Origin of the sequence: Mesorhizobium sp. M1406, assembly GCF_040317555.1 — a bacterium.
Taxonomy (GTDB): domain Bacteria; phylum Pseudomonadota; class Alphaproteobacteria; order Rhizobiales; family Rhizobiaceae; genus Mesorhizobium.
On the sequence record NZ_JAMYKW010000001.1, the window covers coordinates 34,720 to 50,325 of the forward strand.

Consider the following 15,606-nt stretch of genomic DNA (forward strand, 5'->3'; position numbering starts at 1 on the left):
CAAGACGGGATCAGGTTTGAAGCATGCCTTCATTAAAAGACCTTCGTAACCGTATCGCCTCGGTCAAGGCGACGCAGAAGATCACCAAGGCGATGCAGATGGTCGCCGCGGCGAAGCTGCGCCGTGCGCAAGAGGCCGCGGAAGCAGCGCGCCCCTATTCGGAGCGCATGGGTTCCGTGCTGGCCAACATCACCCAGGCGATCGGTGGCGGCGGCGATGCCCCGGCGCTGATGACCGGCACCGGCAACGACGACGTGCATCTGCTCGTGGTCTGCACAGCCGAGCGCGGCCTGTGCGGAGGCTTCAATTCGCAGATCGCCCGCGTCGCCCGCGACCACATCCGCAAGCTGCTGGCCGACGGCAAGCAGGTCAAGATCATCTGCGTCGGCAAGAAGGGTTTCGACATCCTGCGCCGCGACTATGCATCGCTGATCATCGACCGTGTCGATCTGCGCGAGGTCAAGACGCTCGGCTTCGTCAATGCCGACGCCATCGCCAAGAAGGTCATCCAGCTCTTCAACGAGGGCGGCTTCGACATCTGCACGCTGTTCTATTCGCAGTTCAAGTCGGTGATCAGCCAGATTCCGACCGCGCAGCAGATCATCCCGGCCGGCATTGCTTCGGCTCCGGCGGAAGTGACGGATGGCGGCAACGCCGTCTACGAGTACGAACCGGAGCCGGGCGAAATCCTCTCCGACCTCATTCCGCGCAACATCTCGGTGCAGGTTTTCCGGGCGCTGCTCGAAAACGCGGCCGGCGAAATGGGCGCCAAGATGAGCGCCATGGACAATGCGACGCGCAACGCCGGCGAGATGATCAACAAGCTGTCGATCACCTACAACCGCCAGCGGCAGGCGCAGATCACCAAGGAACTGATCGAAATCATTTCGGGCGCCGAGGCGCTCTAGGCGCGGTCCGCGGGTCATCGACCCGCGACCGGACCGCGTGAGAAACAAAGGACGAAAAAGGGTAAAGACGATGGCGAAAGCAGCGACCCCCCAGAAGGCGGCCCCCAAGGCGGCAGCCGCGAAGACCGCGGCCCCCGCGAAAGCGGCGGCCAAGGCTCCAGCAGCGAAGGCGGCTCCGCCCAAGACGGCCGCAGCACCGGTGAAGGCCGCCGCAGCCAAGACATCGGCAGTGGCCAGCAAGGCAACCGGCGCTGTCGGTAAGGTCCGCCAGGTCATCGGCGCCGTCGTCGACGTCCAGTTCGGCGATCACCTGCCGGCGATCCTGAACGCGCTCGAGACGACCAATGTCGGCAACCGCCTGGTGCTCGAAGTTGCCCAGCATCTGGGTGAAAACACCGTCCGCTGCATTGCCATGGACTCGACCGAAGGTCTGGTTCGCGGCCAGGACGTGCGTGACACCGGTGCGCCGATCACCGTGCCGGTCGGTCCGGGCATGCTCGGCCGCATCATCAACGTCATCGGCGAGCCGGTCGACGAAGAAGGTCCGGTCGACGCGATCGAAATGCGCTCCATCCACCAGCCAGCTCCGACCTATGTCGAGCAGTCGACGGAAGCGCAGATCCTGATCACCGGCATCAAGGTGCTCGACCTACTGGCTCCTTACGCCAAGGGCGGCAAGATCGGCCTGTTCGGCGGCGCCGGCGTCGGCAAGACCGTGCTGATCCAGGAACTGATCAACAACATCGCCAAGGCGCATGGCGGCTATTCGGTGTTCGCCGGCGTCGGCGAGCGCACCCGCGAAGGCAACGATCTCTATCACGAGTTCATCGAGTCCGGCGTCAACAAGAAGGGCGGTGGCGAAGGCTCCAAGGCGGCACTCGTCTATGGCCAGATGAACGAGCCGCCGGGCGCGCGCGCCCGCGTCGGCCTGACCGGCCTGACGGTCGCCGAATATTTCCGCGACCAGGGCCAGGACGTGCTGTTCTTCGTCGACAACATCTTCCGCTTCACGCAGGCGGGCTCGGAAGTGTCGGCTCTGCTCGGCCGTATCCCGTCGGCCGTCGGCTATCAGCCGACGCTCGCCACCGACATGGGCGCGCTGCAGGAACGCATCACCACCACCACCAAGGGCTCGATCACGTCCGTGCAGGCCATCTACGTGCCTGCCGACGACTTGACCGATCCGGCGCCGGCGACCTCGTTTGCCCACCTTGACGCGACGACGACGCTCAACCGCGCCATCGCCGAAAAGGGCATCTACCCGGCCGTCGATCCGCTCGATTCGACCTCGCGCATGCTCGACCCGCTGGTCGTCGGCGACGAGCACTATGGCGTCGCGCGCCAGGTGCAGTCGATCCTCCAGCGCTACAAGTCGCTGCAGGACATCATCGCCATCCTGGGCATGGACGAGCTGTCGGAAGAGGACAAGCAGACCGTGGCCCGCGCCCGCAAGATCGAGCGCTTCCTGTCGCAGCCGTTCTTCGTCGCGGAAGTGTTCACCGGCGCGCCGGGCAAGCTGGTCGATCTCGCCGATACCATCAAGGGCTTCAAGGGCCTCTGCAACGGCGACTACGATCACCTTCCGGAAGCTGCCTTCTACATGGTTGGCGGCATCGAGGAAGCAGTCGAGAAGGCACAGCGCCTGGCGGCTGAAGCAGCATAAAAAGCGAATAGCGAATAGGGAGTAGCGAATAGGGAATATGGGCCGGCGAATTCTTCTTCTGACTATTCGCTGGTCGCTATTCGCTATTCGCTAAATTGACATGGCTGAAGCTTTCAAGTTCGAACTGGTCTCGCCGGAGCGCCTGCTGGTTTCCGAGCAGGTCGAATCCGTCGTCATTCCGGGCGCCGAAGGCGAGATGACCGTGATGGCGCATCACGCGCCGGTCATGACCACGATCAAGCCCGGCGTCGTCACGGTGAAGACCGTGTCGGGCGGCGAAGAACGCTATGTGGTGTTCGGCGGCTTCGCCGACATCGTTCCGGCCGGCTGCACGCTGCTGGCGGAATCGGCTGTCGCGGTGAAGGATGTCGACCGCGCCGATCTCGCGCGCCGCATCCAGGAAGCCAGGGAAGACGCCGCCGACGCCAAGGACGACCAAGCGAGAAGCAAGGCCGAACAGTTCCTTAGCCAGCTCACGACGCTGGAAGCTGCCATCCTGCCGGCGTAAGGGCCAGCTATCTCCTCGCCATCCGGGTAGAGCGAACGCGAGGCGGAGCGCAGTAGCGCAAAGGAGCGTTCTGTAGCGATCCTTCACGCCCCCCTCTGTCCCGCCGACGTCAACGGTCTGCGCCCATCACAACCATCAAGTCATAGCTCAGGATTGCTCGCAAGGGCTGGCCCGCCCTGCTTGAGATGGACGATGTGGGTGGCCACGAACTCGATCAGCGTCTGACGCGAGGCGTGGTCCTTGGCGAAGCCGGCGAGGTCGAATACAGCCGCTACCGTCTCTTCCGTCGGCAGATTCCGACCGAAAAGCGTGGCCAGTGCTGAGTCAAGCGGATCAGTGAAATGGCCCTCCGGCAAGGTCTTGCCGCGCGCCTCGCAGGCCGCGATCCAGGCGGCGATCACCAGCGTCAGATGTTCGGGCACAGCGCCGGCTTCGAGGCACTCCAAGGCGGAAGCGACGATGCGTTGCGGCAGTTTCTGGCTGCCGTCATTGGCGATCTGCGCTGTGCGGTGGGCGAGAGCGGTGTTCGAAAAACGCTCGGCCAGTTCAGCCGTATAGCTTGCCGTATCCAGCCCGGCATTCCTCGGTAGCGTCGGAATGGCCTCGGCCCAGAGTGTATCGACAAAGGCCCGTATCGCCGGATCGGCGAAAGCTCGGTCGACGGTGGCGTGACCGTTGAGCAGGCCGAGATAGGCGATGGCCGAGTGCGATCCGTTAAGCAGGCGCAGCTTCATGTCTTCGAACGGCCTGACGTCGTCGACCATGGTGACGCCGAACTGTTCCCAGGCCGGGCGGCCCCCTGGGAAATTGTCTTCGATCACCCACTGGCAGAACGGCTCGGTCATGACAGGCCAGGCGTCCTCGACGCCGAGTTCGACAGCGACCCGCGCCCGGTCGGCATCGGTGGTTGCCGGCACGATGCGATCGACCATGCTCGACGGAAAGGCGACCGCATCGGCGATGTGTTTGGCGAGCCCGGCATCGCCCTTCGCATCGAGCTTGGCATCCCGCAATTCGGCGAATTCGATCAGCAGCCGGTGCAGCGTGGCGCCGTTGGCCGGCAGGTTGTCGCAGCACAGCACGGTGAAGGGCGCCGTGCCGGCGGCGCGTCGCCGGGCAAGCGCCTCGGTCAGAAAACCATGCGCCGTCTTCGGCGTCTGCGGCTCTGCCAGGTCGTGGACGATATCGGGATGAGCGGTATCCAGTCCACCGCCCGCTGCCCGCAGATACGCCTTTTCGGTGATCGTCAGCGTGACGATGCGGGTGCGCGGATCGGTCAGCGCGGCCAGCACCGCGCTTGGGTCTTCCGGCGCCACCAGCATCGAGGCGATCGAACCGATGACGCGAAGCTTTTCCTCGCCGCTGCTTCTGATCGCCAGCGTATAGAGGCCGTCCTGCGGCGTGAGCGCGTCGCGTGTGTCGGCGCTGCGCAGCGACACACCTGTTATGCCCCAGCCTGTCTCGCCAGCAGTCAGGCAGTCGTCGACATAGGCCGCCTGATGCGCGCGATGGAAGGCGCCGACACCGAGATGCACGATGCCCGGGACGACGCGGCTGCGATCGTACGAAGGTGTCGCGATCGAAGCCGGCAATGCCCGCGCCGTTATCGAGGAAAGGCGTTTGGTCGTTGTGGCGCGGCTGGTCCGGTCGGATGGCATGAAAAAAGCCTCAGGGAGTGGTCGGCAAGCGGCGTAACATTCGATTTCCTGCCACACAATGGGCCGAAAAGTCATCATACAACAATCTAATTTTTGTATGTTGACATTATTTCTTGCCAACCCTACCGATAGCCGCTGGGAGGATGATCGTGGCACTGACCGATGCGGATTTGCTGTTTCCCGCCGAGGCGCATTCGCGCTCGGTCGCGCGCGATCTCTATGCCGGAATCAAGGATCTGCCCCTGGTCAGCCCGCACGGTCACACCGACCCGCGCTGGTATGCGCTGAATGAGCCGTTCCCGGATCCGGCGCAACTGCTCATCGTGCCGGACCACTACATCTTCCGCATGCTGTTCAGCCAGGGCGTCCGCCTCGAGGATCTCGGCGTGGCGACGCTGGACGGCGCGCCTGTCGAGACCGACGGCAGGACGATCTGGCGGCGCTTTGCCGAACACTATTATCTGTTTCGCGGCACGCCGACCCGGCTGTGGTTCGACCATGTGCTGGCGCATCTGTTCGGTATCGACGAACCGTTGACCGCGGCGAGCGCCGACAGCCATTACGACACCATCGCGACGCTGCTGCAGTGGGAGAATTTCCGCCCGCGCGCGCTGTTCGAGCGCTTCAACATCGAGGTCATCGCGACGACCGAGGGCGCGCTCGACGATCTCAAATGGCACCAGATGATCCGCGACAGCGGCTGGGAGGGCCGCGTTATCACCGCCTACCGGCCGGACGCGGTCGTCGATCCCGACTTCGAAGGATTCTCGGCCAATCTCGACCGGCTCGGCGAGATCACCGGCTGCGACACCGGCAGCTGGGCCGGCTATCTCGATGCGCATCGCCGGCGGCGCGCCTTCTTCAAGAGTTTTGGCGCGACCTCGTCCGATCATGGCCATCCGACGGCGGAGACCGCCAATCTCTCCGATGCGGCGGCCGAGGAGCTGTTCAATCGGATTCGCCGTGGTTCCGACGACGAACGCGAGCGCAAATTGTTTCGCGCCCAGATGCTGACCGAGATGGCCAAGATGAGCCTAGACGACGGGCTGGTGCTGCAGATCCATCCCGGCTCATGGCGCAACCATTCGACGGCAATCTTCCAGAAGTTCGGCCGCGACAAGGGGTTCGATATCCCAACCCGGACCGACTATGTGACGGCGCTGAAACCGCTGCTCGATTGCGTCGGGCTGGAACGCGACCTCACAATCATTCTCTTCACGCTCGACGAGACCAGCTATGCGCGCGAACTGGCGCCGCTCGCCGGCGTCTACCCGGCGCTGAAACTCGGGCCGGCCTGGTGGTTCCACGACAGCCCGGAAGGCATGCGGCGCTTCCGCGACATGACCACCGAAACGGCCGGCTTCTACAACACCGTCGGCTTCAACGACGACACCCGCGCCTTTCCATCCATCCCGGCGCGTCACGATGTGGCGCGGCGGGTCGACTGCGCGTTCCTCGCGCGTCTCGTCGTCGAGCACAGGCTGCGCGAGGACGAGGCGCATGAGCTTGCGCGGGAGCTTGCCTACACGCTTGCGAAGAAGGCGTACCGGCTCTGAGCCGGGCGCTACGATTTTAAAAGGGAGGAAGTCATGTTGCATTTTTCGAAATTGACGGCGGCTACGTTTGCCTTCGGCTCACTGCTGGTCGGCATTGCCAATGCCGACACCGTGCTGAGGTCATCGGATACCCATCCCGATGGCTATCCGACCGTCGAGGCGGTCAAATATATGGGCGACCTGATCAAGCAGCGCACCAATGGCCGCTACTCGATCGAGGTCTACCATTCGGCGCAGCTCGGAGAGGAAAAGGACACGATCGAGCAGACCCAGGCCGGTGTCATCGACCTCAACCGTGTCTCGATGGGACCGTTCAACGGTGTCGTGCCGGAAACGGCGGTTCCGTCCCTGCCCTACATGTTCCGATCGGTCGAGCATATGCGCCATGTCATGGACGGCCCGATCGGGGACGAAATCCTGAAAGCCTTTGAGACTCACGATCTCGTCGGCCTCGCCTTCTACGATTCCGGCGCCCGCTCCTTCTACAACACCAAGAAGGACATCACTTCGATGGCCGACATGAAGGGCATGAAGTTCCGCGTCATCCAGTCGGACGTGTTCGTCGACATGGTCAATGCGTTGGGCGCCAACGCCACGCCGATGGCCTATGGCGAGGTCTATTCGGCTCTGCAGACCGGTGTCATCGACGGCGCCGAGAACAACTGGCCGAGCTTCGAATCCGCCAAGCACTACGAGGTCGCCAAGCATTACACCATGGACCAGCACCAGATCGTTCCGGAAGTGCTGGTTATGTCGAAGGCGAGCTGGGACAAGCTCGCGCCGGAAGACCAGGCGATCGTCCGGCAAGCGGCAAAAGACAGCGTCGTCAAGATGCGCGAATTGTGGGACGCGCAGGAGAAGAAGTCGCGCGACATCGTCGAGAAGGCCGGCGTCAAGGTCAGCGAGATCGACAAACAGCCGCTGATCGATGCGATGAAGCCGGTCTACGACAAGTATCTGTCGACGCCCGAGTTGAAAGACCTCGCGTCGCGTATCCAGGCAACCAAGTAATCCGTTCGTGGCAAATGATGGGGCGATTGTCCGCGCCATCATCCGGGGGAGGCGTGCATATGAAATCATTTTGGCTCGCAATAGAGCGGCTGCTGTCAGGATTGGCGAGGCTTGCGCTATGGATCAGCGGCATCGGGCTGACCCTGATGACGGTGATCATCTTCTGGCAGGTATTTTCGCGCTATGTGCTCAACAGTTCGCCGAGCTGGACGGAACCCTTCTCGGTGCTCTTGATGGGTTGGTTCATCTTCCTGGGCGCAGCGGTCGGTGTTCGCGAGCGCACCCATCTGGGTTTCGATGTGTTGCTCTATTTTCTGCCGTCCGCCGCCAAGGCGGTGCTGCGCAGCATTTCGGATATCGTCGTGCTCGCCTTCGGTGCCGGCATGATCGTCTACGGCGTCCAGCTTGCCAGGCTGACCTGGAACACGGTGATGCCGTCTCTGGCTTTCCCGGGCGGCATCGGCTTCCTGCCGGTCATCCTGGGCGGCGCGCTTGTCTGCCTGTTTTCGCTTGAGCGGCTGGCCGGACGGTTTGCCGGACTGCCGGTCGATGCCGATCAGTACGCCACGGGCGAGGAGGGTCTGTGATGGCACTGACGGTTCTGTTCGGCACCTTCGTCTTCCTGCTGATCATCGGCACGCCGATCGCGTTCTGCCTCGGCGTCGCCAGCTTCGCGACGGTTCTGGTGCTGGGCCTGCCCCCGCTTGTGGTGTTCCAGCGCCTCAACTCGGGCGTTTCCGTGTTCTCGCTAATGGCAATCCCGTTCTTCATCTTCGCCGGCGACCTGATGGTGCGCGGCGGCATCGCCGCCCGGCTGGTGGCGCTTGCAGGGTCACTGGTCGGCCATCTGCGCGGCGGCTTAGGTCAGGTCAACATCGCTGCCTCGACCATGTTCGGCGGCATTTCCGGCTCGGCGGTGGCCGATGCCTCGGCGGTCGGCGGGCTGATGATCCCGCAGATGAAGGCGCGCGGCTATGGCGTCGACTATGCCGTCAACATCACCTCCGTCGGCGCCATCATTGCGCTGCTGATCCCGCCCTCGCACAACATGATCATCTATTCGATCTCGGCCGGCGGCCGCATCTCGATCGCCGACCTGTTCACCGCGGGCGTCATACCCGGCTTGCTGCTGGCGCTGTCTCTCATGATCACGGCTTATTGGGTCGCCAGCCGTCGCGGCTACCCGACCGAGCCTTTCGCGGGCTTCGGCCGCGCATTGCAACTGCTTGTCGCCGCGATTCCAGGCCTGGTCCTGATCGGCATCATCTTCGGCGGCGTCCGCTCCGGCATCTTCACGGCCACTGAAAGCTCGTGCATTGCCATCGTCTACGCTTTCCTGGTGACGCTTTTCATATACCGCTCGATGAGCTGGAACGACTTCGTCGCCGCCACCACCGCGGCCGTGCGCACGACGGCAATGGTGCTGATGATCATCGGCTGTGCTGCTGCCTTTGGCTGGCTGCTGGCCTATCTAAGGGTCCCCGCCGCGCTCGTCGCCTTCTTGCAGTCCGTGTCCGACAACAAGCTGGTCATCCTGCTGATGATCAATGTCGTCTTGCTTATCCTCGGCACGTTCATGGATATGTCGCCGCTGATCATCATCACCACGCCGATCTTCCTGCCCGTGGTGATGGCCTACGGGGTCGACCCCGTGCATTTCGGCGTCATCCTGATCCTCAATCTCGGCATTGGCCTGTGCACGCCACCGGTGGGGGCGGTGCTGTTCGTCAGCTGCGCCATCGGGCGCATCCCGATCTGGACGGCGATGCGCTCGATCTGGCCGTTCTACGGCGCCGCTTTCGTCGTGTTGATGCTTGTCACCTACATACCGGAAATCTCATTGTGGCTGCCGAGCCTGTTCCACTAGAGTTTTGACGCAATTCCGGACGGAAAACCGTTTCACACTTTTCCTGGAATTGCTTAAGGAGACCATCAAGTGTCCGCTGCATCCGCCGACCTCAAGGTCGAGAGAAAACCCAAGCTGTCGGAAACCGTCGTCGCGGCGATCCGCAGGCAGCTGCAGGCGGGCGAGATTCAGCCTGGCCACAAATTGCCGACTGAGGGCCAGCTGACCGAGACCTTCGGCGTCAGCCGCACCGTCGTTCGCGAGGCGCTGGCCAAACTTGCCGCCGACGGGCTGGTCGAGCCGCGCCAGGGCGCCGGCGTCTTCGTCACCGAGCACATCTCGACGATGTTCGGCGCGCTGGCCGCCGACATGGGCAGCAAGGATTCGATCGCGCTCAACGTGCTCGAAGTGCGGCTTGCGATCGAGATCGAATCTGCGGGGATTGCCGCCATCCGTCGCAACGCCGCGCAGGAAGCGGCAATCCAGGAAGCTTTCTTCGAGTTCGAGCGGCTGCTGCTTGCCAGCGAGCCGACCGGTCCGGCCGATCTCGCCTTCCACCGCGCGATCGCCAGCGCCACCAACAACCCGTTCTATGTCGAGATGCTCGACGTGCTCGGCCGGCGCGCCATTCCGTGCGATGTGACCTCGCCCTGGTCGACAGAGCTGGTGCAATCCGACAGCTACCAGCGCGGGCTGCAGCGCGAGCATTTGGTGATCCTCAACGCCATTTCATCAGGCGATGCCGAGGCCGCCCGTGAAGCGATGCGGACGCATCTCACCGCCAGCCAGCAGCGCTACCGCGAGCGCCTGCATGCGCGTCAGGCTTTCTACACCGACTCGGTCAAAGCTGCCGCTACCGGCGAATAATTATCTCAAGTCAGGACAACAATGAGCCAGAGCCATATCGACTTCACCTCCCGCTTTGCCATCGATCCGGTCGCCGCCGCGGCGATGGGAACCGATGAGCTGCGCCACAACTTCCACATCGAAGACCTGTTCCAGTCCGGCCGCGTCAGCCTGACCTACACCCATTACGACCGCATGATCGTCGGCGGGGCCGTGCCGACCGGTTCGCCGCTTCAACTGGAGGCGATCAAGCCGACCGGCACCAAGAACTTCCTCGACCGCCGCGAGCTGATCGCCGTCAACATCGGTGGGGCAGGCGTCATCGAGGCCGGCGGCCAGTCCTTTGAATTGCAGGCGCGCGACATGCTCTATCTCGGCATGGGCACCACCGACGTGTCGTTCGCCTCGGCGGCCAAGGCAGCGCCGGCCAAATTCTACCTGCTTAGCGCGCCGGCGCATCAGGCTCATCCCAGCCGGCTGATCCGCATCGGCGATGCCAAGCGCCTCGATCTCGGCAGCAAAGATGCCTGCAACGAACGCTCGATCTTCCAGTTCATCCATGCCGAGGGCGCAAAGACCTGCCAGCTGGTGGTCGGCATGACGCAGCTGGCGCCGGGCTCGGTGTGGAACACCATGCCGTGCCATGTGCATGACCGGCGCATGGAGGCCTATCTCTATTTCGACCTGGCCGAGACGGCGCGCGTCTTCCACTTCATGGGCGAGCCGGACGAGACACGCCATCTGGTGATGCGCAACGAGGAAGCGGTGCTGTCGCCGGGCTGGTCGATCCATTCGGGCGCCGGCACATCCAACTACGCTTTTATCTGGGCGATGGCCGGGGACAATGTCGACTATACCGACGTTGACCCGGTGGCCTTGGACGAATTGCGGTGAGCGACCTCTCCGCCTTCGGCCTGGCCGGAAAGCGCATCCTCGTCACCGGCGCCAACACCGGCATCGGCCAGGGCATCGCGGTGTCGATCGCACGCGCCGGCGGCGCGGTGATCGGCGTCGGCCGCTCGTCGATGGACGAAACGGCAAGCAGGGTCGCCGCGTTGGGCGGGGAATTCGAGGCGGTGAGCGCCGACCTTGCCGACACGGCTGCCGCCGGCTCGATGCTCGACCGTATCTGGGACGGAAGCGGTCCGCTCGACGGGCTGGTCAACAATGCCGGCATCATCCGGCGCGCCGATGCCGTCGATCTCAGCGAGACCGATTGGGACGACGTCATGGACGTCAACCTGAAGACGGCTTTTTTGCTCTGCCAGTCCTTTGCCAGGCGTGTCCTGGCCGGCGGGCGTCAGGGCAAGATCGTCAACATCGCCTCGGTGCTGAGTTTCCAGGGCGGCATCCGCGTCGCGTCCTACACCGCCTCGAAGCATGGCGTGCTCGGCATTACCCGGCTGCTCGCCTGCGAATGGGCGCAAAAGGGCATCAACGTCAACGCCATCGCGCCCGGCTATATCGAGACCAACAACACGCAGGCGCTGCGTGCCGATCCCGATCGCAGCGCCGCTATCCTGGCGCGCATCCCGGCCGGCCGGTGGGGCGAGGCGGGTGATATTGGTGACGCCGCCGTCTTCCTGCTGGCGCCGGCATCGAACTACATGCATGGCGCGGTGGTGCCGGTGGATGGCGGCTGGCTGGCGCGCTAGCGCGGTTCATCGTTTCACGGAAACGCCGAACCGCGCTACCTCTTTGTTTTGACGCAAATCCGGACGGAAGACCGTTTCACGCTTTTCCTGGAATTGCTCTGAGGAGATGACGATGACAGCAAGGATTTTCGCGCATGCCGGCGAAGGCGCCTGGACGGTGACGCCGGACGGCAACAGGAGACGTGTTCTCCTGCACACGGACGAATTGATGATGGTCGAGTTCGGCTTCGACAAGGGTGGGGTCGGCGCCTTGCATTCGCACCCGCATGTTCAGGCGAGCTACGTCGCCGAGGGTCGCTTCGAGGTGACCATCGATGGCCGGACCGAAATCCTCGCGGCCGGCGGCAGCTTCATCGTGCCGTCCGGTCTGGTTCACGGCGTCAAGGCGCTGGAAGCGGGGCGGCTGGTCGACAGCTTTACGCCGCACCGGGCCGATTTTCTCGCCTAGCCGAAGAGATCGAGCAGGGAAGACCCGCGCCCCAAGGAGGCGCGGGTTGTTGCCTGGGCGCTTGTGGCGCCGCGGTACTCAAGACATGACCGCAGGATGCGGAAGCTGCCGCATGATGGTGAAGATAGTCTTAACGCGCCGGTTCCGAGTGGTGACGATGGCTGATGGCCGCGTTCGGTCGGGTGATGTGCCGTAGCAGGCTGAAAAGCCGCTCGAACGTCTTGCCGTAAGGCGGGCGCAGCAAGGCCCCGGCGCTCAGGCGGGATTGAGCACGCGGTTGCCGGCGGCGAGCGCCGCCGTGACCGGCGCGACGGCGAGCTGGAAAGGATAATTCCAGGGCGCCCGACGACACCGAGCGGCTGCGCGACGAGGCGATTTCTGCCCGGCAGGAACGGCATGGTGGTGGCGACACGACGCTCGCGCATCCAGCCCTTAAAGTGGGACAGCGCGTGGCGGATGCCGGCTCGTTCCGCCAGGCGCGTCTCGTGAGCGGAACGGCCGCCGAAGTCGGCGTCGATGGCCGCGCAGATCTCGGCCTCGTGCCGCCCGGTCAGCGCCAGCAGGCGCCTCAGGCGATCCTTGCGGACGCCAATGTCAGGGAAAGGCTGCGCCTCGAAGGCGGTGTGCTGCAATTGGAACCGCTCGCCGAGAGCATCCTGTCTGGTCCGCAGCATCGCGCCCTCCCTGGCTTGCCTGGCCGAGCTTACATCGTGGTGCGTGAGGGAACCAGCGGGGGTGGAGCTGCCCCTGGAGAAGGCCTGCCCTTGCTCAATGCCGCCGATCGGTCGGCCTGCTTATACCGACCTGTTCATGTTGTGGTCCGATGCCAGCTGCGCTAAGCCAAGGCGTCCATGCAGAGAGTCGTTTTGACCGGTTTCCACATCCTCGCCAGTCCACGAAATTCCAGCCCAGTGTCTGCCTGATGCAGGCATCGGCAATGAGCGTCCCAGCCGAGGATCCCAAGCGGCGTGTCCTGAAGGACGTGTTCGGCTTCGATGATTTTCGTCCCGGCCAGGCCGATGTCATGGATGCGCTGCTGGCCGGGCGCCATGTGCTGGCTGTCATGCCGACGGGCGCGGGCAAATCGCTTTGCTATCAGGTGCCGGCGCTGGTCCTGGGCGGGCTCACCATTGTCGTCTCGCCGCTGGTCGCGCTGATGCAGGATCAGGTCGCCGCCTTGCGCCTTGCCGGCGTGGCGGCCGACACGATCAATTCCTCGATCGACCGCGACGCCAATATCGCCGCCTGGCGGCGCGTCGCTTCGGGCCAGACGCGGCTGCTCTACCTCGCGCCGGAGCGGCTGATGACCGAGCGGATGCTCGACGCGCTGGCCAGGCTCGATATCAGCCTGATTGCCGTCGACGAGGCGCATTGCATTTCCCAATGGGGTCCGGCGTTCCGGCGCGAGTATGAGGACCTGTCGCGGCTGCGCGGCATTTTCCCCAACGTGCCGATCATCGCGCTGACGGCGACAGCAGACGAGAGCACGCGCACGGATATCGAAGCCCGGCTGTTCGGCGAGCGTGTCGAAACCCTGGTGCTTGGCTTCGACCGGCCGAACATCAAGCTTGCGATCGAGGCCAAGCAGGACAGCAAGCGCCAGTTGCTGCGCTTCGTCGAGCGTCATCCCGGCCGCAGCGGCATCGTCTATTGCCTGTCGCGCAAGAAGACGGAAGAGATGGCGGCCTTCCTCGAAAAGAACGGCGTCACCGCGCTCGCCTATCATGCCGGCATGAGCAAGGAGGCACGTGATGCGAATCAAAACGCCTTCATGACGCTCTCCGGCGTTGTCATGGTGGCGACCATCGCCTTCGGCATGGGCATCGACAAGCCCGATGTCGCCTATGTCTTCCACACCGATATGCCGGGCAGCCTGGAGGCCTACTATCAGGAGATCGGCCGTGCCGGCCGCGATGGGCGGGATGCGGAAGCGCATATGCTGTTCGGCCTTGGCGACATCCGCATGCGCCGGCTTTTCATCGACGATGAGGACGCTGCCGTGGAGCACAAACGGCGCTCGCATCGCCGGCTCGACACGCTGATCGGCTATTGCGAGACGGCGCAGTGCCGCCGCCAGGTGCTGCTTGGTTATTTCGGTGAAGAGGCTTCGCCCTGCGGCAATTGCGACACCTGCCTCGATCAGGCGCCGCGCGCCGACGGCGGGGCGGAGGCGCAGGTCATCCTGGCGGCCATCGCGCAGAGCGGCGAACGTTTTGGTGCCGGTCATGTCATCGACATTCTGCTCGGCCATGAAACCGAGAAGGTGCTGACCAGAAGCCACCAGAGGCTTGCCAGCTTCGGCAGCGGACTGGCGCACAAGAAGGATTTCTGGCTGTCGCTGATCCGGCAGCTTGCCGCGGGCGGGTTCCTGGAACCTGATCCGGCCGGCCATGGCGGGCTCGCCATCGCCGAAAAAGGCCATGCGCTTGGCCGTGGCGAGATGCCGTTCCACTATCGTGTCGAAGTCCGCACCCGCGCCCTGCGCAAGATGCGAGCGGCCGAGGGTATGAACGCCGAGGGCATCGATGCGTCGCTGTTGGCCGCGCTCAAGGCGCTGCGCCTGCGGCTCGCCAAGGAGCGTCAGGTGCCGGCCTATGTGGTGTTCTCCGATCGCACGCTGATCGATATGGCCGAACGCTGCCCTCGCGACCTCGACGCCTTTGCCGAGGTGAATGGCGTCGGTGCTGCCAAGCTGAAGGAGTTTGGCCAGGTTTTTCTGAACGCGATCGAGGGGCACCGGGCGGGTGGTGCGGGCTGACGTCAGGCCTTCCCCCTGCAGAGAATACCTAAACCCCATGTCTCCTGGCTACGACTTCGGTCCCGATCTTGAGGAACTCAGATCGGCGCCGGATTGACGCCCGCGGCCCTTAGCTGAGCCCCCAGTTTGGTCCGGGTAGCACAGGCGGACTTGTTGCCGGCAATGCACTGATTATTGGCTGACGACCAATCCAGTAGGGCGGTATTTATCCAGCTGCCAGGTGCGCGCTGCTGGCCAAAGCCACCGGCCGGAGTGGCCGGATTGGCAACTGCGGCCGACGCCTTTCCTTGAGGTGCCCGTTTCCAGCCGCTGATGATCAGACAGTTCTTCATGTATTGATCTTCGGCTATCGCATTGCCGAGTGCGTTGCCAAGGCCAGCGCCGGCAACAAAGGCCGGCGATCCGATGGCAAGATAACCTTGGTCCACCGACCCTTTCCGCATCTCACACTGAGCATGCGCAACCTCGAAACTGGGTCCATATCCGATTTGCATGTAGTCGGCTTGATTGCTTGTTTGGCAGCCACCGAGCAGCACAATGGCAGTGAGTGCCATCAATGTTCTTCTTTTCATCCCCAAGCCCTCCCAAGGCCAGGGATCAGCATCTCCTAAAGCGAATATTTCCGCAAGAGACGGCAGTTATTTCAGCAAATTCTCGTCGGCGCGGATCGCAAAGTATATCCGGGTCACCGCGAGAGGTATACCCGGTTATTACTCTTCTGCATCGGAGGGGCGGAGATGTGCGACCAC

Annotated in this window: 15 protein-coding genes; 12 read left to right on the plus strand and 3 right to left on the minus strand. The window is 63.6% G+C overall.

The window, feature by feature from the left end; genetic code table 11:
• Positions 1–23 precede the first annotated feature (23 nt).
• The 3 genes from NKH03_RS00150 to NKH03_RS00160 all read left to right on the plus strand — a co-directional run bounded on the left by NKH03_RS00150 (position 24) and on the right by NKH03_RS00160 (position 3,079).
• Positions 24–908: a F0F1 ATP synthase subunit gamma gene (locus NKH03_RS00150; RefSeq protein ID WP_352966623.1), complete on the plus strand. Its 885-nt coding sequence runs from the start codon at positions 24–26 to the stop codon at positions 906–908.
• A 70-nt stretch (positions 909–978) separates the two neighbouring features.
• Positions 979–2,571: a F0F1 ATP synthase subunit beta gene (atpD, locus tag NKH03_RS00155; protein ID WP_352865030.1), complete on the plus strand. Its 1,593-nt coding sequence runs from the start codon at positions 979–981 to the stop codon at positions 2,569–2,571.
• A 100-nt stretch (positions 2,572–2,671) separates the two neighbouring features.
• Positions 2,672–3,079, plus strand: a complete 408-nt coding sequence (locus tag NKH03_RS00160; protein ID WP_352865027.1) for a F0F1 ATP synthase subunit epsilon — start codon at positions 2,672–2,674, stop codon at positions 3,077–3,079.
• A 140-nt stretch (positions 3,080–3,219) separates the two neighbouring features.
• Here the strand turns inward: NKH03_RS00160 and NKH03_RS00165 are convergent, their stop codons facing one another.
• Positions 3,220–4,737, minus strand: coding sequence for a mannitol dehydrogenase family protein (locus NKH03_RS00165; RefSeq protein WP_352966624.1), 1,518 nt, complete (start codon positions 4,735–4,737; stop codon positions 3,220–3,222).
• A 143-nt stretch (positions 4,738–4,880) separates the two neighbouring features.
• Between NKH03_RS00165 and uxaC the strand changes: the two genes are divergently transcribed.
• The 8 genes from uxaC (at position 4,881) to NKH03_RS00205 (ending at position 12,099) form a co-directional block, all read left to right on the plus strand.
• Complete coding sequence (gene uxaC, locus NKH03_RS00170) at positions 4,881–6,293, plus strand: glucuronate isomerase (RefSeq protein WP_502913472.1); 1,413 nt, start codon at positions 4,881–4,883, stop codon at positions 6,291–6,293.
• Positions 6,294–6,326: 33 nt separating this feature from the next.
• A complete protein-coding gene (locus tag NKH03_RS00175) occupies positions 6,327–7,304 on the plus strand; it encodes a TRAP transporter substrate-binding protein (RefSeq protein ID WP_352966625.1) in 978 nt (325 codons plus the stop codon).
• A 59-nt stretch (positions 7,305–7,363) separates the two neighbouring features.
• The gene (locus tag NKH03_RS00180; protein ID WP_352966626.1) at positions 7,364–7,891 is read left to right on the plus strand and encodes a TRAP transporter small permease; all 528 of its coding nucleotides are present in this window, start codon (positions 7,364–7,366) and stop codon (positions 7,889–7,891) included.
• On the plus strand, positions 7,891–9,171 hold the full coding sequence (locus NKH03_RS00185; RefSeq protein ID WP_352865019.1) for a TRAP transporter large permease: 1,281 nt from the start codon (positions 7,891–7,893) through the stop codon (positions 9,169–9,171). The genes NKH03_RS00180 and NKH03_RS00185 overlap by 1 nt, the downstream gene beginning before the upstream one ends.
• A 69-nt stretch (positions 9,172–9,240) precedes the next feature.
• Positions 9,241–10,017, plus strand: a complete 777-nt coding sequence (locus tag NKH03_RS00190; RefSeq protein WP_352865016.1) for a FadR/GntR family transcriptional regulator — start codon at positions 9,241–9,243, stop codon at positions 10,015–10,017.
• A gap of 21 nt (positions 10,018–10,038) precedes the next feature.
• Positions 10,039–10,890 carry a 5-dehydro-4-deoxy-D-glucuronate isomerase gene (kduI, locus tag NKH03_RS00195; protein ID WP_352966627.1) on the plus strand — a complete coding sequence of 284 codons (852 nt, stop codon included), beginning with the start codon at positions 10,039–10,041 and terminating at the stop codon, positions 10,888–10,890.
• Positions 10,887–11,651, plus strand: a complete 765-nt coding sequence (gene kduD / locus NKH03_RS00200) for a 2-dehydro-3-deoxy-D-gluconate 5-dehydrogenase KduD (protein ID WP_352966628.1) — start codon at positions 10,887–10,889, stop codon at positions 11,649–11,651. The genes kduI and kduD overlap by 4 nt, the downstream gene beginning before the upstream one ends.
• A gap of 112 nt (positions 11,652–11,763) precedes the next feature.
• Positions 11,764–12,099, plus strand: coding sequence for a cupin domain-containing protein (locus NKH03_RS00205; RefSeq protein WP_352966630.1), 336 nt, complete (start codon positions 11,764–11,766; stop codon positions 12,097–12,099).
• On the opposite strand, the gene NKH03_RS34970 is transcribed toward NKH03_RS00205, so the two are convergent.
• Positions 12,096–12,773: a hypothetical protein gene (locus NKH03_RS34970; protein ID WP_502913473.1), complete on the minus strand. Its 678-nt coding sequence runs from the start codon at positions 12,771–12,773 to the stop codon at positions 12,096–12,098. The two genes, NKH03_RS00205 and NKH03_RS34970, sit on opposite strands and share 4 nt — an antisense overlap.
• 248 nt (positions 12,774–13,021) lie before the next feature.
• Here NKH03_RS34970 and recQ point away from each other — a divergent pair, with 248 nt between their 5' ends.
• Positions 13,022–14,857: a DNA helicase RecQ gene (gene recQ / locus NKH03_RS00215; protein ID WP_352966631.1), complete on the plus strand. Its 1,836-nt coding sequence runs from the start codon at positions 13,022–13,024 to the stop codon at positions 14,855–14,857.
• A 77-nt stretch (positions 14,858–14,934) separates the two neighbouring features.
• Here recQ and NKH03_RS00220 read toward each other — a convergent pair whose 3' ends face one another.
• A complete protein-coding gene (locus NKH03_RS00220) occupies positions 14,935–15,429 on the minus strand; it encodes a hypothetical protein (protein WP_352878606.1) in 495 nt (164 codons plus the stop codon).
• Positions 15,430–15,606: the final 177 nt, after the last annotated feature.